We start from the raw sequence: 21,889 nt of genomic DNA on the forward strand, positions 1-21,889 counted from the left end.
ATTAGTTTTTGACTCATGAAAGGATGGGACGAAAGATGGAAACTGTGAACTTAATAGAATTAACGAAGGACATTCAAGATCAACATAAAAACTTTGTCGTTTCAAATGTGAACAGTCATTGCTTACGAATCGCTGTATTTATTGGTGAATATGATTGGCACTATCATTCTAATTCGGATGAATTATTTATTGTGTTAGAGGGAGAATTACTTATTGATTTTGAAGATGGAGAAACAGCGGTATTAAAGCCAAATGATTCTATTTTAATTCCAGCATGTACGATTCATAGAACGAGAGCATTAAAGAGAACGGTAAATCTTTGTTTCGAAAATATAGAGGCTGATACAATTAAAGTGGAGCGATTATGAAAAAATTATCTGTAGCCGAGTATAGAAAAATCCTTCCGGTTTTAGAAAGTCTTACAAGAACGACGACGTTTGCTTATGCGGTATGTGACCAAATGATAGATGGTGAGGTTTTTACAAATGAGAAGTTAACAGCGGGACTAATTTGTACAGCTAATGGCATTTATTATGTATTTGGTAATACGCAAGATGAAAGTTATAACGAAGAGCTATTTTCGTATATAAAAACAGCTATTGAAAAAAAAGAGAAGTGATTTACAGTGTTCACTTCGAGTGAAGAGTGGGAAATGATGATAGAAGAGCGTTTTAGTAATGCACTTCGGAACATCCCGCGAATGAAATTTCAAAGCGTAACCTTTGAAGAGAGAAAACGAGATTGTAACAAAAATACATATGAAGTGAAGCGTATTGATAGAAAAGATATAGCACAAAGCAATGAATTTACAGAGGAATATTATAAAGAATATTTGGGATCAACCGAAGCGTTTTTGGATAATGGTTTTGGATTTTGTATAGAACAAAATGGGATGATCGTAGCGGAATGTGTTTCGATATTTAGCGGGAATGGATTTGCTGAAATTGATATTGTGACGCATGAAGCGTATCAAGGGAAAGGGTTAGCTCAAGCTGTTGCAAAACGGTTCATTGAACATTGCATGCAAAATGATATTATACCGTGCTGGGATTGTTATGTAGCTAATATTCCTTCGCAAAAATTAGCTAGTAAATTAAGTTTTTATAATCCAATAGAATATAGATTGTTTGTGCGTAAGAAAACGGGGGAATAAAAATGAATGTAGAATTAACAAGATTTAAAGTGAAGCCTGGAAAAAGTCATCGTGTAGATGAATGGATGCAGCTTCTTAATGACAATATGAAAGAAGTACTTTTGACATTAAACGACGAAAAGATGTATGTAGAGACAATTTTCCGGGAAATAAGAGATGGAGAAGAGTACTTATATTGGTATTCTGCGCAAGGAGAAGGCGGGGCTCTTGTCGAAAATTCTCATCATGAAATTGATAAAAAGCACTTGGAATTTTGGTGTGAATGTATTGATGAAGAAGCACCATCTGTTGATATGAAAACAGAAGTTGTTATGATTCAAGATGTTGTGAAAGAAGCGATGAAATAATAAAAGCACATTAAAATAGATGTGCTTTTTATTATGAACATTTTTTAGAAAAACAATATACATTTTATGCTCTCAAACAGTATATAGAGAGGAGAGCATAAGGAGTCGTGGTATGTTTGGATATCTTTAAGTGAAAATAAAGTGGGATTTCAAAAATATTTTAGGGCAAACTATAATGAGATGAAAAGCTTCAAACTAAAAAATTTACAAAGTTTACAAGGGTCACCGTATATTAAGGCTGCTGTAAGAGGTGTAACAGTTGAGAAATATTGATTACAAGTAATTAATGTGAATAATCAGAAAATTTATGTTATAATATGGGAAAAGGAGGTTTATATGAGGCAAATACATGGAGCAATTTATATTTACATAACAATGTTTTTCGTGGCGATATCTTATGGATTAGCGCACGTGTATTCGCATCCTATACTAACTTTTTTAAGCGGAGCATGCATGGCGTTTGCGCTTCTCGTCCATCTTTTCTCAGTTTGGATCGTGAAATTTCAATTGAATATTAGTGAAATTGAAGAAGGCACTTTTTGAGTGGCCTTCTTTTTTAATAATATTGGGGCAGCTCTTGTAATAATTTTTCAATTTCGCATTTAGTTTCTTTGCATATAGGCATTGAGAAGAATTAGACAAGAAATAAGTGCTTTTGAATGGAGGGTCATTATGAAGAGAAACTCTTTAATGGCTTATTTATATGTTTTTTTAATAATTTTATCAGCGTGTACTAGCCCTCAAATAAGCACAACTGTGGAGCAAACAGTGACTAAAGAAGGATACGTAATATTGAAAAATGATAGGGTATATTTTATAGGTGATAAAACTTTTGAGATGAAGGTTGAGTTGCAAAATTATATAGAACAACAAATGAATAAAGAGCATCCATCAGATATAGTGTTGAGCTTTAAGGATAAACACGCATATAATCAACTAAAAACAGGAAATAAGATAAAAGTATGGTCTTCTCAAATAATTGAAAGCTATCCAGCAAAAATGATTGTAGAGAAATTTGAAATAGTAGACAAATAAAAAAAGGCAGCAATCACGCTGCCTTTTTTATTATTTCACAAATTGTAATTCTTTAGGGAACTTCGTTAAAATTTCTGATCCGTCTTTTGTGATGTAAATATCATCTTCAATACGAACGCCGCCTACGTTTGGTACGTAAATACCTGGCTCGATTGTGAAGACCATACCTTCTTTTAATGGAGATTCGTTTCCAGCTTTTACATCTGGATATTCGTGTACGCTAATTCCAAGTCCGTGACCAAGGCGGTGCGGGAAGAAGTCGCCGTAACCTGCATCTGCGATAACAGAACGAGCAGCGTTGTCGATTGCGCCAAGTGTAACACCTGGTTTACATGCTTCAACTGCTTGTAGTTGTCCAGCAAGTACAGTGTTGTAAATGCGAGTTTGTTCTTCAGAAAGTTCGCCGAATGCTACTGTACGTGTAATGTCAGAGCAATAGCCGTCAATGATTACGCCTAAATCAAATAGTACGAAATCACCGCGTTTCATTTTGTTAGCACCTGGAATACCGTGTGGAAGAGCAGAGTTTGCACCTGCTAATACCATCGTATCAAATGACATTTTATGTATGCCCTTTGTTTTTAATTCGTGCTCAATGATTGCTAATACTTCTAGCTCGCTGCGGTTTTCTTTAATTGCGTTTACACCAACTTCAACAGCATAGTCTGCCATTTTAGCTGCTTCGCGTAAAATAGAAAGTTCTTTTTCATCTTTAATTAAACGAAGCTCGCGTACTTTCTCTTCAGCAGATTTGAAAGCTGCATTTGGGAATAATTTCGTTAATTCTTCGTAGCGTTCAACGTTTAAATGTTCTTTTTCAATTGCAACAGCATTTGCATTGATGCCGCGGTCCTTCATTGCTTTTGCAATCATATCCCACGGTCTGTCTGTATCAGTAAATCCGATAATTTCATGTGCCCAGCCAGCGTTGCGTGCTTGGCCTTCTTCCATTTTAGGACAAATTAAAATCGGTTCTTTTTCTTGGAATACAAACATACCAAGTAGTCGTTCGTGTGGCTCACAATGGAAGTTCGTCATGTAGAAAACGTTTGGTGTAGAAGTTAGGAACGCAGCTTCTATATTTTTTTCTTTTAGCCATTGCATTAAATTTTCTAATCTAGCATTCATCGATTGGCACCCCCGAGATATTTAATTACAAATATAACTTTACATCGGATGAAAGCGTTATGACAAGTAAATAGATGTTAGAAAAGACAGGGAATTGAGAAATCATGTAGAATAAAAAGTGAGAATGTGAATAGGGGAGGAATGTAATAATGAAAGTATCTTATCACGGGCATTCAGTTGTAAAGATTGAAACGAATGGAAAAGTGATTTTAATTGACCCATTTTTAACGGGAAATCCGGCAACAGATTTAAAAGCTGAAGATGTAAAAGTGGATGCGATTCTTTTATCGCACGGTCATGGTGATCATGTTGGGGATACAGTAGAGCTTGCGAAGAAAAATAATGCAGTTGTTGTAGCACCATTTGAACTGGCGACATTTTTAAGTTGGCAAGGTGTAAATACACATCCGATGCATATTGGTGGTGCACATGAATTTGACTTCGGAAAAGTGAAATTTACACAAGCATTCCACGGTTCTAGTCATATTGATGAAGAAAATAAGACAATTACATATACAGGTATGCCAGCGGGGATTTTATTTACAGCAGAAGAGAAAACGGTATATCATGCAGGAGATACTGCATTGTTCTCTGATATGAAATTAATTGGAGAACTGAATAATATTGATGTAGCATTTTTACCGATTGGTGATAATTTTACAATGGGACCAGAAGATGCTGTTTTAGCTGCAAAATGGATTAATGCGAAAATAGTTGTACCGATGCATTACAATACGTTCCCGGTTATTGAACAAGATCCATATCAATTTGTTGAAAAGCTACAAAATTGTACAGGGAAAGTATTAGACGCTGGTGAAAGTATTACATTATAGAAAAGGAACCCTTCATTTGGAAAGACAAGTGAAGGGTTTTTACGTGTGTAGGATAGCTTTTAAAGATTGAACTTGTTTTGATGATTCTTTTCTTTTTGTACGTGGCTGTTCAGGTGTTTCATTCAATTCCATTGCAACTTTTTTCCCGTCTACGAAAGCTAAAAATACAGCACCAATAACCTCTAAAAATTTTTTCATCATATATTCGCTCCTTTGTTTCATTTCTTGTCTTAATTGTATAGGGAATCGAGTGGACTAACTATCGAACGAGGTGACAATAGCATTACATTGTTGTAATAGAGTGACTAATGGAATGTAAGGGTCATTTTGTTATAAAAAAAATAGTACAGATATAGAAAGAGAGAGTGTAACAGTTTTGAAAATATAGTATACTGAAAATACAACACATGAAGAATTTAGGGAAAAGAAAGTATGGTGAAACCATTTGGCTACCAAACATAATCAAATTTTAGAACATATTAATAGTCTGCCAGTAGGGCATAAAATTTCTGTAAGGCAAATTGCGAAAGATTTGAGTGTAAGTGAAGGGACAGCTTATCGTGCAATTAAAGATGCAGAAAATAAAGGGTATGTTAGTACAATTGAACGTGTCGGAACAATTCGAATTGAACAAAAAAAGAAAGAGAATATCGAAAAACTGACATATGCAGAAGTCGTTAACATTGTCGATGGTCAAGTACTTGGGGGTAGAGAAGGGCTACATAAAACATTAAATAAATTTGTAATCGGGGCTATGAAATTAGAAGCGATGATGCGCTATACAGAAGCAGGAAATTTACTTATTATCGGTAACCGTACGAATGCACATCAATTAGCGCTAGAAGCTGGGGCAGCGGTGTTAATTACGGGCGGATTTGATACGGAAGATTATGTGAAGAAATTAGCAGATGAATTAAAGCTACCGATTATTTCAAGTAGCTATGATACATTTACGGTTGCAACGTTAATTAATCGTGCGATTTACGATCAGCTTATTAAGAAAGAGATTGTACTCGTCGAAGATATTTTAACGCCAATTGAAGAGACACTATATTTAAAGCCAGATGATAAAGTACAGCAATGGCATGCGTATAATGAAGAGACAATGCACGGAAGATATCCAATTGTCGATGAAAATAAAAAAGTGCTAGGTATCGTAACTTCAAAAGATATGATTGGTGTAGCGAAAGAAACACCGATTGATAAAGTCATGACAAAACATCCAATTACAGTGAATGGTAAAATGTCTGTCGCAGCCGCAGCGCGTATGATGGTATGGGAAGGCATTGAATTACTTCCTGTTGTGGATGAAGGGAATAAACTGCAAGGTATTATTAGCCGTCAAGATGTACTGCAGGCGTTGCAAATGATTCAACGTCAACCACAAGTCGGCGAAACAATTGATGACATTGTAACGAATCAATTTATGACGCCGAAAGAAGCAAAAAATGAGCATTTGTATCAATTTTCAGTGACACCGCAGATGACGAATTCGATCGGAACGTTATCGTACGGTGTATTTGCAACAATTGTGACGGAAGCGACGAACCGTGTTATTCGTGCGCAAAAGAAGAGCGATTTAATTGTTGAGAACTTAACGATTTATTTCGTAAAGCCAGTTCAAATTGATAATGTTGTATCCGTTCATCCGAAAGTATTAGAAATTGGACGTAAATTTGGTAAGGTTGATGTAGAAGTGCATCATGAAGGTAATGTTGTAGGAAAAGCATTACTTATGGTGCAGTTAATCGATAAATAAAAAGATAGAACAAATCGTTTTGATTTGTTCTATCTTTTTTTATTAGTTTGAGTTTGGAAATTATTATTAAAGATGTGAGGTTTAGCGGAATATGTGTAAGGTGGAGCGGGAAAAATTAGTGGGAAGGTAATGTGAAAAGACAGAATATTAATTCATATCAACTATATACCATGTTATACTTATATTGTAAGGAAATGGATTTTAGGAAGGTGGTATGCCATATGTCATCAGAAGTGCTCTTTTTTGGTGGTGTCGCACTCTTTTACTTTCTTGTGATGATACCGATTCAATATTTATACATACAAGGTTTGAATGAAAAAAAGAAACGGACAGGATTATCTCAGCGAGAATTATATGAAAAAATGTCTTTTGAAGAAGAACAATTACATTTTCATGTGCAAGGCAATCCATTCAATATACCTTCTGCGTTTGTTGCATATATGATTTTGAAAGTTAGAGGACGTAAAAAAGCATCACAATGTTGATGCTTTTTTACGTTGTTTCATAAGATTCGGCCTCTTGAACTGCTAACGGTAAGAAATGTTTGTATTGGCGAAATCCATTAAATGCACTTGCACTACCAAATAGAACGAATAAAACACCAACGATCATACGGGCAGTTGAAAGTTCTAAAAAGAATTGGTTGATCCCGAAAAACAAGACGAATGAACCGAGTGCCATTGCAGATTTTCCAGAGAGCCAACCTTTCTCCATCGGGCGGTTTGTACGAAAGTATTTTGTTTTGTAGAAGAGGTACAACATAAATGAGACGATAATACAGAAGACTAATACTGGCATAATGCACACTCCCATCGCTTTGTGAAAAATAATAGTGGAGAAGAAATATCTAAACTTTCTAACTTTTATTATAAAGCAATTGTTCGCATGTATGAAATACTTTCCGTTATAATGGAGGATAAAGTGAAGAAGTTGAATGAAAAGGAGATTATACATATGCATGAGCAAATTTTAGGAGCAATTAAAGAGTTTGATACAATTATTATTCATCGTCATGTGCGTCCGGATCCAGATGCGTTAGGTTCTCAGTGTGGTCTTGGTACAATTTTGCAAGAATCGTTTCCAGAGAAAAATATTTATATGGTTGGGTACAATGAGCCTTCTTTATCGTTTTTACGAGTAATGGATGATATTGAAGATAGTGTATATGAAGATGCACTTGTTATCGTTTGTGATACTGCGAACCAAGAACGTGTTTGTGATCAACGCTATACAAAAGGGAAGATGTTAATTAAAATTGATCATCATCCGAATGAAGATCCGTACGGAGATATTACGTGGGTAGATACGACAGCGAGTTCTACAAGTGAAATGATTTATGAGTTTTACAGTTACGGAAAAGATAAAGGATTAAAGATAACAACAGAAGCAGCCCGCCTTATTTTAGCAGGAATTGTTGGAGATACAGGTCGTTTCTTATTCCCAAATACAACAGCGAAAACACTTCGTTACGTAAGTGAGCTTGTTGATATGGGTGTGAAATTCACAGATTTATACAATGAAATGTACAAGACGAAAGAAAAGATTGCTCGTTTAAACGGCCATATTTTACAAAACTTTACGATGGTTGAAGAAGGAGCAGCTTACATTAAATTAACGAAAGAAGTATTAGAACAGTTTGATGTACTTCCTTCTGAAGCATCTGGTGTTGTCGGAGCGCTTGGCAATATTGATGGATTAAAGGCCTGGGTTCTGTTTTTAGAGGAAGATGATGTGATTCGTGTTCGTCTTCGTTCAAAAGGGCCAGTTATAAATAAATTAGCAATGCAATATAACGGTGGAGGGCATCCGATGGCTTCAGGTGCAAAAGCATCTTCTTGGGAAGAAGCGGATCGTCTTTTTGCTGATTTATGTGAGATTTGTAAATAAGAGGTTATATAGTAAAACAAAAAGAAGGAGCGTCGCTAAGACCCGCCTTCTTTTTTATTTTTCTTTCTCTATAGCAATGCTAATTTCAAGCACAGTATCAAAAGATATTGTATCGACTTTAAAACGATATATACGATCGTAATGTTTGTACGATTTATTTTCGATTGCTTTTTTGAGAAGGTCTTTATTTTTTGCGATACTTTGAATGTTTTTCGTTAAAAGATGTTGAAGGTCATTATGGATAGAAGTGGTCATATTTTCGAGTGTAAGGTTGTCTAAATCGTATTTTTCTCGATTTATAATTTTTATTTTAATCTCTTGAATGGTTAAGAGCCGTTTGTTTTCTGTGTTCAATTTTTCTTGATCTTCGAGAAGGACGTGGAGTTTTGCTTCTTGCTTTTCTATAATTTCTCGTTGCTGTGCTATTTTACTAGCTTGTTCTTGTTGAAAAACACCGTATATGTACAAAAAAATAAACCAACTCAACACGCCTCCAACAGCAGCACCAGCTAAAACTAAATACCATCTTTTAGCTGTATTGGCACTTGGTACTCTCATACATGTTCCTGCGTTAGCCATTTAATAATAGTAAGACCTGTTTGCATGCCACCAGTTGCGAAAAAAATAAGGAGAATTTGTTTTACGATATCTTTCATATCTCCGCCAAAAAAACTTCTTTCAAAGCTGTAAAAAGTATCGAATGTTCCGCCAATTGCTGCAACAAGTGCCCAAATTCTTAAATTTTGAGCAAACTGATTAATATAAGTTAGAGCTGGTTTTCCGATAAGAAATGCACCAAATCCGCCAATTAATGAACCGCCAAGTATAACCCCAAAGGCAATAAAATAACTAATAATAAGCAGAGAGAAAAAAGTATGTTCTCTTACATCCATCGTCATTCCCCTTTCTTCTTCATATATATGGACAAAGTATAAGAAGTATGTTTTGATTTCCGCTTTCCTCTTCACCTATAATAAAAGTAGTCAAATAGGTAAAGAGAGGGTACAACAGTGAAGTTTGTGCATTTACAATGTCAAACCGTTTTTAGTTTATTAAAAAGTGCTTGTAAAATTGACGAGCTTGTAGTCAGGGCGAAAGAACTTGGTTTTTCATCACTGGCTATTACGGATGAAAATGTTATGTATGGCGTTATACCATTTTATAAAGCATGTAAGAAAAATGGTATACAGCCTATTATCGGCTTAACAGCTTCTATTTTTAGTGAAGAAGAAGAAAGATCTTATCCGCTTCTCTTACTTGCTGAAAATGAAATAGGCTATCAAAATTTATTAAAGATTTCTAGTAGCATTATGACGAAATCAAAAGAAGGTATTCCGAAGAAATGGCTGGCGCATTATGCGAAAGGGCTAATTGCAATTTCACCAGGGAAAGATGGAGAAATTGAACAGTTATTATTAGAAGACAAAGAGAGTCAGGCTGAAGAAGTAGCTCGTACATATCAAAATATGTTCGGTGATTTTTATATAAGTTTACAGCATCATGCGATTCAAGATGAGCTGCTTTTACAAGAGAAGCTACCTGAATTTATTAATAAAGTAAATGTTCCGGTCGTTGCAACCAATGATGTGCGTTACATCAATCAAAGCGATGCGCTTGTTCATGAATGTTTACTATCTGTTGAAAGTGGAACGAAAATGACCGATCCAGATAGACCGAGGTTGAAAACGGATCAATATTATTTAAAGTCATCAGATGAAATGGGAGCACTATTTTCTCAAGCAGAAGAAGCGATTTATAATACAGCAAAAATCGCAGAACGTTGTAACGTAGAAATACCGTTTCATGTAAATCAATTACCGAAATTTCCTGTTCCATCTAGCGAAACGAATGATACGTATTTGCGCCGTGTTTGTGAAGAAGGTATGCGTAAACGATATGGTACGCCGAAAGAAGTACATATAGCGCGTTTGAATCATGAATTAAATGTCATTTCTAGCATGGGATTTAGTGATTATTTCCTTATCGTATGGGACTTTATGAAGTATGCGCATGAAAATCATATTTTAACAGGACCAGGCCGTGGATCAGCTGCTGGCTCACTCGTTTCTTACGTATTAGAAATTACAGATATCGATCCAATTGAATACGATTTATTATTTGAAAGATTTTTAAATCCCGAACGTGTGACACTTCCAGATATAGATATCGATTTTCCAGATATAAGACGTGATGAGATGATTCGATATGTGAAAGATAAGTATGGTCAGCTTCGTGTTGCACAAATTGTAACGTTTGGTACGCTTGCGGCGAAAGCAGCTATTAGAGACATCGCTCGTGTAATGGGGCTGCCGCCGAGGGATATTGATATATTTTCAAAACTTATCCCATCAAAGCTTGGTATAACGTTAAAAGATGCTTATGAAGAATCACAATCGCTTCGTGAGTTTATTCAAGGAAATCTTTTGCATGAACGTGTATTTGAAATTGCAAAGCGTGTAGAAGGCTTACCGCGTCATACGTCTATTCATGCAGCTGGTGTTATTATGAGTCAAGAACCATTAACGGGAAGTGTAGCAATTCAAGAAGGACATAACGATGTTTATGTTACACAATATCCAGCTGATGCATTAGAAGAACTCGGATTGCTCAAGATGGACTTTTTAGGATTACGTAATTTAACGTTACTTGAAAATATTATAAAGTTTGTCGAGAAAAAAACGGGGGAACAAATTGATATAAGAAAGTTACCTCTTCAAGATGAAAAGACGTTTCAACTGTTAGGAAGAGGGGATACAACAGGTGTATTTCAGCTAGAATCAGGTGGTATGCGAAATGTGCTTCGCGGGTTAAAGCCGAATGAATTTGAAGACATCGTCGCTGTTAACTCGTTATACAGACCAGGACCGATGGAACAAATCCCCACCTTTATTGAATCGAAGCACGGAAAAAGAAAAATTGAATATTTACATCCGGATTTAAAACCGATTTTAGAAAGAACATACGGTGTAATTGTATACCAAGAACAAATTATGCAAATTGCCTCGAAGTTAGCTGGATTTTCGCTCGGAGAAGCAGATTTATTGCGCCGTGCAGTGAGTAAAAAGAATCGTGATATTTTAGATCAGGAACGTAAGCATTTTGTGCAAGGTTGTTTGAAAAACGGTTATGAAGAGACGTCTGCAAATAAAATTTATGACTTAATTGTAAGATTTGCAAATTATGGTTTTAACCGAAGTCATGCTGTAGCTTACAGTATGATTGGATATCAACTTGCCTACTTAAAGGCGAATTATACGCTGGAATTTATGACGGCATTATTATCAAGTGCAATTGGAAATGAAGATAAGATTGTACAGTATATACGAGAAACGAAGCGGAAAGGTTTTCACGTTTTGCCACCGTCTCTTCAAAGAAGCGGTTATAACTTCCAAATAGAAGGGAATGCAATACGTTACAGTTTACTTTCCATTCGAAACATCGGAATGGCTACAGTGACGGCATTATTAGAAGAACGTGAGAAAAAAATGTTCGAAGATTTATTTGAATTTTGCCTTCGTATGCCAGCAAAGTTTGTAACAGAGCGAAATTTAGAGGCGTTCGTCTGGTCAGGATGTTTCGATGATTTTGGTATTTCGAGAACAAATTTATGGAAAAGCCTTAAAGGGGCGTTAGAGTACGCCAATCTTGCACGTGATTTAGGAGATGCTGTTCCAAAATCAAAATACGTACAAGGAGAAGAGCTTTCTTTTATTGAACAATTAAATAAAGAGAAAGAGTCGCTTGGCTTTTATTTATCCAGTTATCCGACAGCACAGTATGTGAAGTTAGGAAAAGAATTAGAAATTCCATCTCTCGCTCAGGCGATGCGACATAAGAAAAAAGTACAAAGAGCGATCGTGTATATAACAAGTGTGAGAGTGATTCGTACGAAAAAGTTGCAAAAGATGGCATTTATTACATTCTGTGATCAAAATGATGAAATGGAGGCGGTTCTCTTCCCGGAAACGTATATACATTTCTCAGACAAGTTACAAGAAGGAGCAATTGTTTTAGTTGACGGTACGATTGAACTAAGAAATCATAAGCTGCAATGGATTGTAAATGGACTCTATCCGTTACAAGAAATGGACGCTTATGAAGAAAAGAAAGACGCATCCGTTTATGTGAAATTACCATCTCAGTATGAGAAAAAGCTTTTAAATCAAGTTACAAAATTATTGTTTGACTATTCGGGTTTTGCGAAAGTACTAATTTATTATGAAAAGGAACATAAAATGGTACAATTATCTCGGAGTTTATCGATTCATCCAAGTGAAGAATGTTTAAGAGCACTTCGTGAAATTGTCGGGGAAGAAAATGTGGTTGTGAAAATATAATGGACAATTTCCCTACACTTCGATTATTATATTAGTAGTGTTCGTGGTCAGACCACTTGGAGAAATTGATATCAGCTAGAATAATTTGAGGAGAGTGGATAGTTTGTCAACACTTCGTGAAGAAGCACTTCACATGCATAAAGTGCATCAAGGAAAATTAGAAACGGTATCAAAAGTAAAAGTAGAAAATGCAAAAGATTTAAGTCTTGCATATTCTCCAGGGGTTGCAGAGCCTTGTAAAGAAATTTATGACGATAAAAGTAAGGTATATGAATATACGATGAAGGGAAATATGGTAGCAGTTGTGACAGATGGAACAGCTGTACTTGGTCTTGGTAACATTGGACCTGAAGCATCTCTTCCAGTAATGGAAGGTAAAGCTGTATTATTCAAGAGCTTTGCTGGTGTAGATGCATTCCCAATTGCCTTAAATACAAACGATGTAGATAAAATTGTTGAAACTGTAAAATTAATGGAGCCAACTTTTGGCGGTGTTAACTTAGAAGATATCGCAGCACCAAACTGCTTCATTATTGAAGAACGTTTGAAAAAAGAAACAAATATTCCTATCTTCCATGATGATCAACACGGAACAGCTATCGTAACAGTAGCAGGTCTTGTGAACGCGCTGAAATTAGTTGGAAAGAAAATGTCTGACATTAAAGTTGTTGCAAATGGCGCAGGTGCAGCAGGTATTGCAATTATTAAACTTTTATATCGTTATGGTGTACGCGACATCATTATGTGTGACCGTAAAGGCGCGATTTATGATGGCCGTCCTACAGGTATGAATCCGGTGAAAGATGAAGTTGCAAAATATACAAATAAGAATCGTATTGAAGGTTCTTTAGCTGATGTAGTACAAGGTGCGGACGTATTTATTGGTGTATCTGCAGAAGGTGCATTAACAGAAGAAATGGTTCGTACAATGAATGACGACGCGATTATTTTTGCAATGGCGAATCCGGTTCCAGAAATTATGCCAGAATTGGCAAAAGCAGCGGGCGCAGCTGTTGTTGGAACAGGTCGTTCTGACTTCCCGAACCAAGTAAACAATGTATTAGCGTTCCCTGGTATTTTCCGCGGAGCACTTGATGTACATGCGACACAAATTAACGAAGAAATGAAGATGGCAGCTGTACAGGCTATTGCTGAACTTGTAGCAGAAGACGAGTTAAATGCAGACTATATCATTCCAGCACCGTTTGACGCGCGTGTAGCGCCTCAAGTAGCGGCTTATGTTGCGAAAGCAGCAATGGAGACAGGAGTAGCTCGCCGTCAAGTAGATCCGAATGAGATCGCTGAGAAAACAAAACAATTAGCGCTGATTGGTAAAGAATAAGCGAGGAATTTCCATTGACATCATCAAATACAAAAGTATATCTCGAAATTGTAAAAAAAATCCGTTCCATTATGGAAGAGGATGGATTGGTAGCGGGGGATCGTTTGCCGTCTGAGCGTGAGTTAAGTTCACGCTTAAACGTTGGACGTTCCTCTGTAAGAGAAGCGTTGCGTGCTCTAGAACTTGTAGGGTTAATTGAAACGAGACGTGGTGAAGGGACGTTTATTCGAAACTTTTACGATAACGGTCTTGTACAATTAATTGCTCCGTTTTTACTGCAAGATGAGAAGACAATTCGTGATTTATTACAAACAAAACGATTGCTTGAAAAAGATATGATTCGTATTGTATGTAATTTACCGAAAGAAACGTTTTCTAAAGTACTAAGGAAATTAGATCAAGTGCTTGAAGAGAATGAAAGCTCAATGCCAACGCTTCATCAAACGTTCTTTAAAACACTTATTGAACAAGTTGATAATTATTTACTATATCGCATCTGGATGATCGTAAATGATTACGTAGCAACTCTTTCTTGTGAAGTTTCAGGGGACTCTATCGATTTGTATAGAAAGCTTTATGCGACTTTGGAAGAAAAACAAGAAAATGATGCACTAAAAATTTACGATGAATTAGTAGAGAATATACAGTTTCACTCGTAATGTATAAAATTTGTCGAAATGACCATGACACGTTATGACAAACATTCTACCGCATAGCGGTTAAAGTTAAACGTAAAGAGAGAGGTTATTAGACAGATTGAGAAGATAAGGCTAACATCAAACTTTGGTGTTAGCCCAATTTTCTTCTTACGCTAACCTTAGCTCTCAACGAAGGGGGTCAAATTGTGCTAAGAGATTTATTCGTGAAAAAGAAAAAGTACGCTGCAATACCTTCAGAACAAGTACGGAAAGATGTACCGGATGGCGTTATGACAAAATGTCCGAAATGTAAAAAAATCATGTATACGAAAGAAGTTTTAAAAAATTTAAAAGTATGTGTGAACTGTGGATATCATCATCCTATGAATGCATGGGAACGTCTTGATAGTATATTGGACGAAGGGTCATTCCGTGAGTATGACAAAGAAATGGTTTCATTAAATCCACTCGAGTTTCCTGAGTATGAAGAGAAACTAGAGAGCGATCGTAAGAAGACTGAATTAAACGAAGCGGTTGTAACTGGTGAAGGAACAATTGATGACATGCTTGTTGTTGTTGCAGTAATGGATTCTCGTTTTCGAATGGGGAGCATGGGCTCTGTAGTAGGAGAAAAAATTGCCCGTGCGGTTGAAAAGGCATACGACTTACAAGTTCCATTTATTATCTTTACTGCTTCGGGTGGTGCTCGTATGCAAGAAGGGATATTAAGTTTAATGCAAATGGCAAAAACAAGCGTAGCTTTGAAAAAGCATAGTAATGCAGGAGGATTATTTGTTTCTGTTATGACTCATCCAACGACGGGCGGGGTTTCAGCGAGTTTTGCTTCACTTGGTGATTATAATCTTGCAGAACCAGGCGCACTTATCGGATTTGCCGGTAGACGTGTAATTGAACAAACCGTGCGTGAGAAACTACCGGAAGATTTCCAAACGGCAGAATTCTTACTAGATCATGGTCAATTAGATGCGGTTGTGCATCGTGATGATATGAGAGAATCACTTCGCAAGATTTTAGAAGTTCATCAAGGAGGGGAAATGGCTGTATGGCAGAGCTAGAATTTGAGAAACCAGTTGTTGAGCTAAGAAATAAGATTCGTGAACTGAAAGACTATACGAAAAACAGCCAGATGGACTTCAGCGAGGAGATTCGTATTTTGGAAGACAAGTTAGAAAAGTTAGAGGAAGATATATACGGCAATATGAAAGTATGGGACCGTGTTCAAATTGCTCGTCATGCAGAACGACCGACAACGCTCGATTATATTGAGCACTTATTTACTGATTTTTTCGAATGTCATGGAGATCGCCTATTTGGTGATGATGCAGCGATTGTCGGCGGCATTGCGAAATATAAGGGGATGCCTGTAACTGTAATTGGGCATCAGCGCGGAAAAGATACGAAAGAAAATATTCGTCGTAACTTTGGGATGCCTCATCCAGAAGGATATCGAAAAGCACTGCGTCTCATGAAGCAAGCGGAGAAGTTTAATCGTCCAATTATTTGTTTCATTGATACGAAAGGAGCTTATCCTGGTAAAGCTGCTGAAGAACGTGGTCAAAGTGAAGCGATCGCCCGTAACCTATTTGAAATGGCAGGTTTAACAGTACCTGTTATTTGTATCGTTATCGGTGAAGGAGGTAGTGGTGGTGCGCTAGGTCTTGGAGTAGGGGATTACATTCATATGCTAGAAAATTCCACTTATTCTGTCATTACACCAGAGGGCGCAGCAGCAATTCTTTGGCAAGATGCAGGAAAAGCGAAAGAAGCTGCAGAAGCGATGAGAATTACAGCGGCAGATTTGAAAGAATTAGGTGTAATTGACGAAATTATTCCAGAAGCAAAAGGTGGAGCACACCGTAATATTTTGAAGCAGTCGGAAAATATAGATTTAATGATTAGAAAAACTTTTGAACAATTAAACGGAATTTCGAAAGATGAATTAATCGAAAAACGTTATGAAAAATATATGAAAATTGGGCAAGTTTCGTTTTCAAACGCTTCCATTTGGATAAAATAAGAAAAGCGTGCGTTCCACTTCGCGAATGCACGTTTTTTATTATGAAAAGACACATCTTCTCCATTGTAATTTTGTATTTTTTCGTGTTATTTTAATATAAGGCAAATAATCTTTATGAGGTGAGTACAAATGAAACGTATTGGTGTATTAACAAGTGGTGGAGATTCACCTGGTATGAATGCTGCCATTCGTGCAGTTGTTCGTAAAGCGATTTTCCATGATATTGAAGTATATGGTATTTACCATGGATACGCTGGTTTAATTTCTGGTCATATTGAAAAATTAGAACTTGGTTCTGTTGGCGATATTATCCACCGCGGTGGTACAAAATTATATACAGCAAGATGTCCGGAGTTTAAAGATCCAGAAGTAAGACTAAAGGGTATCGAGCAATTAAAGAAACATGGTATCGAAGGGCTTGTTGTTATTGGTGGAGATGGTTCTTACCAAGGTGCTAAAAAATTAACTGAGCAAGGATTCCCATGTGTTGGTGTACCAGGTACAATCGACAATGATATTCCTGGAACAGATTTCACAATTGGTTTCGATACAGCTTTAAATACTGTTATTGATGCAATTGATAAAATTCGTGACACAGCTACATCTCATGAACGTACATATGTTATTGAAGTAATGGGACGTCACGCTGGTGATATCGCATTATGGGCTGGTTTAGCTGATGGTGCAGAAACAATTTTAATTCCAGAAGAGAAGTATGACATGGATGATGTTATCGCTCGTCTGAAACGTGGTAGTGAACGTGGTAAAAAGCACAGTATTATCGTTGTAGCTGAAGGTGTTGGAAGTGCAATTGACATCGGTAAGCACATTGAAGAAGCAACAAGTTTCGATACTCGTGTAACGGTATTAGGTCACGTACAACGTGGTGGATCACCAAGTGCACAAGACCGTGTATTAGCAAGTCGTCTTGGTGCAAGAGCAGTTGAATTATTACTTGCTGGTAAAGGTGGACGTTGTGTAGGTATTCAAGATAACAAACTTGTTGACCATGATATCATTGAAGCGTTAGCTCAAAAGCATACAATCGATAAAGATATGTATCAATTATCTAAAGAATTATCCATCTAATCGGCTTAATGTCAGATATTTGGGAACGGTTTCATAATTTTCGGAGGTGCAATATGCGTAAAACTAAAATTGTATGTACTATAGGTCCTGCTAGTGAAAGTATTGAGAAATTAGAGCAATTAATCGAAGCGGGTATGAACGTTGCTCGTTTAAACTTCTCTCACGGTAGCCATGAAGAACACGGCGCTCGTATTCAAAACATCCGTGAAGCTTCAAAGAGAACTGGTAAAACAGTTGGTATTTTACTTGATACAAAAGGTCCAGAAATCCGTACTCACGACTTCGTAGATGGACAAGCTGAGCTTGTAACAGGTGCAGAAGTAGTTCTTTCTACTGAGCAAGTATTAGGTACTGCAGAGAAGTTCTCTGTATCTTATGCTGGTCTTTATGACGATGTAGACCCAGGCTCTCGCATTTTAATCGATGACGGTCTTATCGAGCTTGAAGTGATCGAAAAAGCTGACGGAAACATCCGTACAAAAGTTTTAAACAGTGGAACTGTAAAAAATAAAAAAGGTGTTAACGTACCAAACGTAAGCATTAAGCTTCCTGGTATCACTGAAAAAGACGTACAAGATATCATCTTCGGTATCGAGCAAAAAGTTGATTTCATTGCAGCATCATTCGTACGTAAAGCGGCTGACGTATTAGAAATTCGTGAATTATTAGAAGGACATAACGCTCAGTACATCCAAATCGTACCAAAAATCGAAAACCAAGAAGGTATAGATAATATCGATTCAATCTTAGAAGTTTCTGACGGTTTAATGGTAGCTCGTGGTGATATGGGTGTAGAAATTCCACCAGAAGAAGTACCATTAGTACAAAAACGTCTAATCAAAAAATGTAACGTGTTAGGTAAACCAGTTATTACTGCAACACAAATGTTAGACTCTATGCAACGTAACCCACGTCCAACTCGTGCGGAAGCAAGTGACGTAGCTAATGCAATCTTCGATGGTACAGATGCAATCATGCTTTCAGGTGAAACAGCTGCTGGTCAATACCCAGTAGAAGCAGTAACAATGATGGCTAACATTGCAGTACGTGTTGAAAAATCATTACAATATGAAGATATGTTCAAAAAACGTATTAAAGAGTTCACTCCAACAATTACAGATGCAATTAGCCAATCTGTTGCGCATACAGCACTTGCTCTTGGTGTAGCTGCAATCGTAGCTCCAACAGAAAGTGGATATACTGCGAAAATGATCTCTAAATACCGTCCAAAATCTCCAATCGTAGCTGTAACAACTGACGAGCAAGTAGGACGTCGTCTTGCACTAGTTTGGGGTGTGCAAGCATTTATGGCTGGGAAGCGCGCAGCTTCTACTGACGAAATGTTAGATACAGCAATTCAAACAGGTATGGATGCAGGTCTTATCGGACTTGGAGACACTGTAGTAATCACTGCGGGTGTTCCAGTTGCTGAAACTGGTACAACAAACTTAATGAAAATTCACGTTGTTGGTGAAGAAGTTGCTAAAGGGCAAGGGATCGGTCGTAAAGCTGCAAAAGGTAAAGTAGTTGTAGCGAAAACAGCTGCTGAAGCTGTAGCGAACGTAAACAAAGGTGATATCCTTGTTACAACAAGCACTGATAAAGATATGATTTCTGCAATTGAAAAAGCTGCTGCTCTAGTTGTAGAAGAAGGCGGTCTAACAAGCCATGCGGCTGTTGTAGGTGTATCAATCGGTATTCCTGTTATCGTTGGTGTAAACGGCGTAACAACAACTTTAAAAAATGGCCAAGAAGTAACAGTTGATGCAGCACGCGGAATTGTTTATAATGGACATGCGGAAGTGCTATAAGTAATACGGAGAGAAGGATCGGAGTCCTTCTCTTTTTTTTACACAAAAATAGGATGTGAATAGTTTGAGGAGCTTGAAAACACTTGTAAAAACCGTTTGTTGTGAGGGGTAATAAAAGGGGTATTCTCGTTTCTAAAAGGCTTGTACGGGCGTTATAGAGGTGTTTAAAACGAAGTATGAAAGAGGTGTGGCACTATGAAATGGTTGCTATTCTTGTTGATTTTAATACCGGCGATTGAGATTACAGTCTTAATTGGATCGAGTCATCTAATAGGTCTATGGTCTACGTTCGCTATGATTATATTTACTGGTGTTGTAGGTGTATATTTGGCGAAAAGGCAAGGGTTTAAAGTGCTTAGAGAGATTCAATCTAAGTTGAATAGAGGGGAAATGCCAGGTGAGTCGGTACTAGATGGTATTTTTGTGTTTGTAGGAGGTATTCTTTTAGTGCTTCCTGGCTATGTGACGGATGTAATGGGTTTTATTTTTGTTATCCCTGTTACGAGGGCTTTGTTGAAACCGCTTGTTATGAAATGGATGGAATGGAAATTTAGGAAGAGATCTACTATTATTATTCAGAAGTAGTGCTTAGATTATATCAATCTAAGCACTATTTTTTTGTTCAGCGAAAGTGTGGGTAATAGGGGGACTGCTGATAGAAGTTCTACTTTAGTATGTTTGTTGTGTGTTTTCGCTTGAGCCTTTGTACGGGTTCGATTAAATATGTGATGTTAGCTTTTATTCGTTTTTGGCGAATAGAAATTATGCTAAATAAAGGATCGATCGGGCGAAGGGGTTAGGTAAGAGTAGGAAAAACGTAGATTAAGCTTTCTATTATACCATTTTGTATATTTATTCATTTACATAAAAAGTAATAAATGTAAGTAATAATTATAAAACAGATAGAATAAATATGTAAAAATACCTCAGAATATGCGTTTTTATGCAAAAAAACAAGAGTATTATCCTTTTTATGGGAAATTCTCTTATTGCATGTGAGTAGTGTGAAAAATAAGTATAAGGAATAATCAGTGGGAATTTCCCACTGATTACAGTTAAGTTTTTTTGTTGTATATGAATTAGAAATTATTATTTTGAAGGTGATCCTTTAATATATTTCCACAAGTCATGGAATACGTTAGCTTTGTGTAATGTATTAAGTAGTACTAATGTGACTGGACCGATGATTAATCCTAAGAAACCAAAGAGCTTAAAGCCGACAAATAGAGCGATTAGTGTCGCTAATGGATCGAGGCCGATGTTAGAGGAAAGTACTTTAGGCTCCATAATTTGTCTTTGGACAATCACGACGATGTATAAAATGAGAAGACCGATGGCGAATGCGGTGTCGCCAGTGAAAAATACGTATATAACCCAAGGAACGAAGACAGCTCCTGTTCCTAAATACGGGAGTAAATCTACAACTCCTGTAATAATTGCGATAGTAATAGCGTATGGTACGCGTAATATTAAAAGCCCGATTAGTACAATAATGGTTGTCATAGATACGAGTGTAAGTTGTGCTTTAACAAAACCGAACAATGCTTTTCTTAAATCGACAAAAATCGTTTTTCCGTAGCCGTGTACCCGATTAGGGAGCAATTTTCTTACTTTCTGAGCAAGACGGTGCCAATCGTAACTAATGAAGAAAGTGGCTAATAAAACGAATACAAGGACAGTTAAAGTCGTTGGTAATGCGCTAATGAAATTTGTTAACCCGCTTATAATAGCTGTTAAAAGTTCTTTCATTTGCGTCGTTGCTTCAGTTCCTAAGTTTTGAATGTTTTGTGTAATCGTATAGCGCTGTGGTTCTCCGAGATGATTAAATTTTGAGATTAAATCATCGTAGAGAGGCATAATATGATTAAGTGCAAATTGCTGAGCGAATGTAACGATATCTGGAAACTTCACTGTAACAATTTGTAGTAAGTATGTTGTGGCGGATATTGCTTCCGTTACAAGGTATGTAACAAGTCCGACGATAGCTCCGAATACGAGAATTAAGCTAACGAGTACTGCCAGTGCGCGAGGAAATTGTAGTTTTTGATTAAGAAAATTGACGACAGGATTAATCAAATAAGCAAATGCAAAAGCGATAATAAAAGGATAGATAAGCCCTGACATATATAACAATGCATAGAACCCAACTACCGTTGCTACAATGACAAATATAAGTCGCAATATCATATATAGTAAGTTTCGGTTCAAAGATGTATACCTCCCATTCCGATTTGTATTATCCTAATCTGTTCAACTTATAACGAGTGTGTCCTCACTGATTAAAGTTTCACTTTATCCCGCATTAACGGGCAGTAAACCTCCTACCAAAAGTGTGGCTGGATCAAAGCAGTTAGGTGGGAGATAAACTGCCCGTAAAAGCCCGATTGGTTCAACTAATAATCAGTGAAAAATGCCCTCACTGATTAAAGTTTCACTTTATGTTATAGTGGAATGATGGATTTAGCCTGCTTTTTTCGGTATATGAATGACTG

The 21,889-nt window shown here is 36.8% G+C and carries 22 protein-coding genes and 2 pseudogenes; 18 read left to right on the top strand and 6 right to left on the bottom strand.

Annotated features, from left to right (window positions below; genetic code table 11):
* Positions 1–35 precede the first annotated feature (35 nt).
* The 6 genes and pseudogenes from COE49_RS02950 (at position 36) to COE49_RS02970 (ending at position 2,535) form a co-directional block, all read left to right on the top strand.
* Positions 36–368: a cupin domain-containing protein gene (locus tag COE49_RS02950; protein ID WP_088230841.1), complete on the top strand. Its 333-nt coding sequence runs from the start codon at positions 36–38 to the stop codon at positions 366–368.
* Positions 365–1,153: pseudogene (locus tag COE49_RS02955) on the top strand (GNAT family N-acetyltransferase). The gene COE49_RS02950 and the pseudogene COE49_RS02955 overlap by 4 nt, the downstream one beginning before the upstream one ends.
* Positions 1,154–1,155: 2 nt before the next feature.
* A complete protein-coding gene (locus tag COE49_RS02960; protein WP_088230839.1) occupies positions 1,156–1,500 on the top strand; it encodes a DUF6176 family protein in 345 nt (114 codons plus the stop codon).
* Positions 1,501–1,698: 198 nt separating this feature from the next.
* Positions 1,699–1,773: pseudogene (locus COE49_RS28405) on the top strand (anti sigma factor C-terminal domain-containing protein); the annotation flags it as partial.
* A gap of 63 nt (positions 1,774–1,836) precedes the next feature.
* Complete coding sequence (locus tag COE49_RS02965; protein ID WP_140417366.1) at positions 1,837–2,043, top strand: hypothetical protein; 207 nt, start codon at positions 1,837–1,839, stop codon at positions 2,041–2,043.
* Between the two features lie 129 nt (positions 2,044–2,172).
* Entirely contained in the window at positions 2,173–2,535 is a 363-nt protein-coding gene (locus tag COE49_RS02970) for a DUF3221 domain-containing protein (protein WP_088230837.1), read from the top strand.
* 30 nt (positions 2,536–2,565) lie between these two features.
* On the opposite strand, the gene pepQ is transcribed toward COE49_RS02970, so the two are convergent.
* Positions 2,566–3,663, bottom strand: a complete 1,098-nt coding sequence (gene pepQ / locus COE49_RS02975; RefSeq protein WP_088230836.1) for a Xaa-Pro dipeptidase — start codon at positions 3,661–3,663, stop codon at positions 2,566–2,568.
* A 149-nt stretch (positions 3,664–3,812) separates the two neighbouring features.
* Here pepQ and COE49_RS02980 point away from each other — a divergent pair, with 149 nt between their 5' ends.
* A complete protein-coding gene (locus tag COE49_RS02980) occupies positions 3,813–4,496 on the top strand; it encodes a metal-dependent hydrolase (protein ID WP_088230835.1) in 684 nt (227 codons plus the stop codon).
* Between the two features lie 39 nt (positions 4,497–4,535).
* Here the strand turns inward: COE49_RS02980 and COE49_RS27500 are convergent, their stop codons facing one another.
* Positions 4,536–4,697: a hypothetical protein gene (locus tag COE49_RS27500; protein WP_088230834.1), complete on the bottom strand. Its 162-nt coding sequence runs from the start codon at positions 4,695–4,697 to the stop codon at positions 4,536–4,538.
* Positions 4,698–4,941: 244 nt separating this feature from the next.
* Between COE49_RS27500 and COE49_RS02990 the strand changes: the two genes are divergently transcribed.
* Positions 4,942–6,255: a CBS domain-containing protein gene (locus COE49_RS02990; protein ID WP_088230833.1), complete on the top strand. Its 1,314-nt coding sequence runs from the start codon at positions 4,942–4,944 to the stop codon at positions 6,253–6,255.
* A gap of 221 nt (positions 6,256–6,476) precedes the next feature.
* A complete protein-coding gene (locus COE49_RS02995; protein ID WP_140417365.1) occupies positions 6,477–6,740 on the top strand; it encodes a DUF3949 domain-containing protein in 264 nt (87 codons plus the stop codon).
* A gap of 7 nt (positions 6,741–6,747) precedes the next feature.
* Here the strand turns inward: COE49_RS02995 and COE49_RS03000 are convergent, their stop codons facing one another.
* The gene (locus tag COE49_RS03000; RefSeq protein ID WP_088230832.1) at positions 6,748–7,053 is read right to left on the bottom strand and encodes a YtpI family protein; all 306 of its coding nucleotides are present in this window, start codon (positions 7,051–7,053) and stop codon (positions 6,748–6,750) included.
* Between the two features lie 156 nt (positions 7,054–7,209).
* On the opposite strand from COE49_RS03000, the gene COE49_RS03005 reads away from it, so the two are divergent.
* The gene (locus COE49_RS03005) at positions 7,210–8,142 is read left to right on the top strand and encodes a DHH family phosphoesterase (protein ID WP_088230831.1); all 933 of its coding nucleotides are present in this window, start codon (positions 7,210–7,212) and stop codon (positions 8,140–8,142) included.
* A gap of 54 nt (positions 8,143–8,196) precedes the next feature.
* Here the strand turns inward: COE49_RS03005 and ytrI are convergent, their stop codons facing one another.
* Complete coding sequence (ytrI, locus tag COE49_RS03010; protein WP_088230830.1) at positions 8,197–8,700, bottom strand: sporulation membrane protein YtrI; 504 nt, start codon at positions 8,698–8,700, stop codon at positions 8,197–8,199.
* Positions 8,697–9,110, bottom strand: coding sequence for a sporulation membrane protein YtrH (ytrH, locus tag COE49_RS03015; RefSeq protein ID WP_140417364.1), 414 nt, complete (start codon positions 9,108–9,110; stop codon positions 8,697–8,699). The genes ytrI and ytrH overlap by 4 nt, the downstream gene beginning before the upstream one ends.
* 42 nt (positions 9,111–9,152) lie before the next feature.
* Between ytrH and dnaE the strand changes: the two genes are divergently transcribed.
* From dnaE to COE49_RS03055, 8 genes are all read left to right on the top strand, one after another.
* Entirely contained in the window at positions 9,153–12,479 is a 3,327-nt protein-coding gene (dnaE, locus tag COE49_RS03020; RefSeq protein ID WP_088230828.1) for a DNA polymerase III subunit alpha, read from the top strand.
* Positions 12,480–12,612: 133 nt separating this feature from the next.
* The gene (gene ystJ, locus COE49_RS03025; protein WP_161508111.1) at positions 12,613–13,821 is read left to right on the top strand and encodes an NADP-dependent malic enzyme; all 1,209 of its coding nucleotides are present in this window, start codon (positions 12,613–12,615) and stop codon (positions 13,819–13,821) included.
* A gap of 14 nt (positions 13,822–13,835) precedes the next feature.
* Positions 13,836–14,480, top strand: a complete 645-nt coding sequence (locus COE49_RS03030) for a FadR/GntR family transcriptional regulator (protein ID WP_088230827.1) — start codon at positions 13,836–13,838, stop codon at positions 14,478–14,480.
* A gap of 185 nt (positions 14,481–14,665) precedes the next feature.
* Entirely contained in the window at positions 14,666–15,535 is an 870-nt protein-coding gene (gene accD / locus COE49_RS03035; RefSeq protein ID WP_088230826.1) for an acetyl-CoA carboxylase, carboxyltransferase subunit beta, read from the top strand.
* Complete coding sequence (gene accA, locus COE49_RS03040; protein ID WP_098945698.1) at positions 15,523–16,497, top strand: acetyl-CoA carboxylase carboxyl transferase subunit alpha; 975 nt, start codon at positions 15,523–15,525, stop codon at positions 16,495–16,497. Before accD ends, accA begins: the two co-directional genes overlap by 13 nt.
* Before the next feature lie 129 nt (positions 16,498–16,626).
* Positions 16,627–17,586: a 6-phosphofructokinase gene (gene pfkA / locus COE49_RS03045; protein WP_088230824.1), complete on the top strand. Its 960-nt coding sequence runs from the start codon at positions 16,627–16,629 to the stop codon at positions 17,584–17,586.
* Positions 17,587–17,639: 53 nt separating this feature from the next.
* Positions 17,640–19,397 carry a pyruvate kinase gene (gene pyk / locus COE49_RS03050; protein ID WP_098882753.1) on the top strand — a complete coding sequence of 586 codons (1,758 nt, stop codon included), beginning with the start codon at positions 17,640–17,642 and terminating at the stop codon, positions 19,395–19,397.
* Between the two features lie 195 nt (positions 19,398–19,592).
* A complete protein-coding gene (locus tag COE49_RS03055; RefSeq protein WP_088230822.1) occupies positions 19,593–19,982 on the top strand; it encodes an FxsA family protein in 390 nt (129 codons plus the stop codon).
* A gap of 504 nt (positions 19,983–20,486) precedes the next feature.
* Here the strand turns inward: COE49_RS03055 and ytvI are convergent.
* Positions 20,487–21,605, bottom strand: coding sequence for a sporulation integral membrane protein YtvI (ytvI, locus tag COE49_RS03060; protein ID WP_088230821.1), 1,119 nt, complete (start codon positions 21,603–21,605; stop codon positions 20,487–20,489).
* Positions 21,606–21,889 lie beyond the last annotated feature (284 nt).

It is taken from the genome of Bacillus sp. AFS029637 (assembly GCF_002584985.1).
Classification (GTDB): domain Bacteria; phylum Bacillota; class Bacilli; order Bacillales; family Bacillaceae_G; genus Bacillus_A.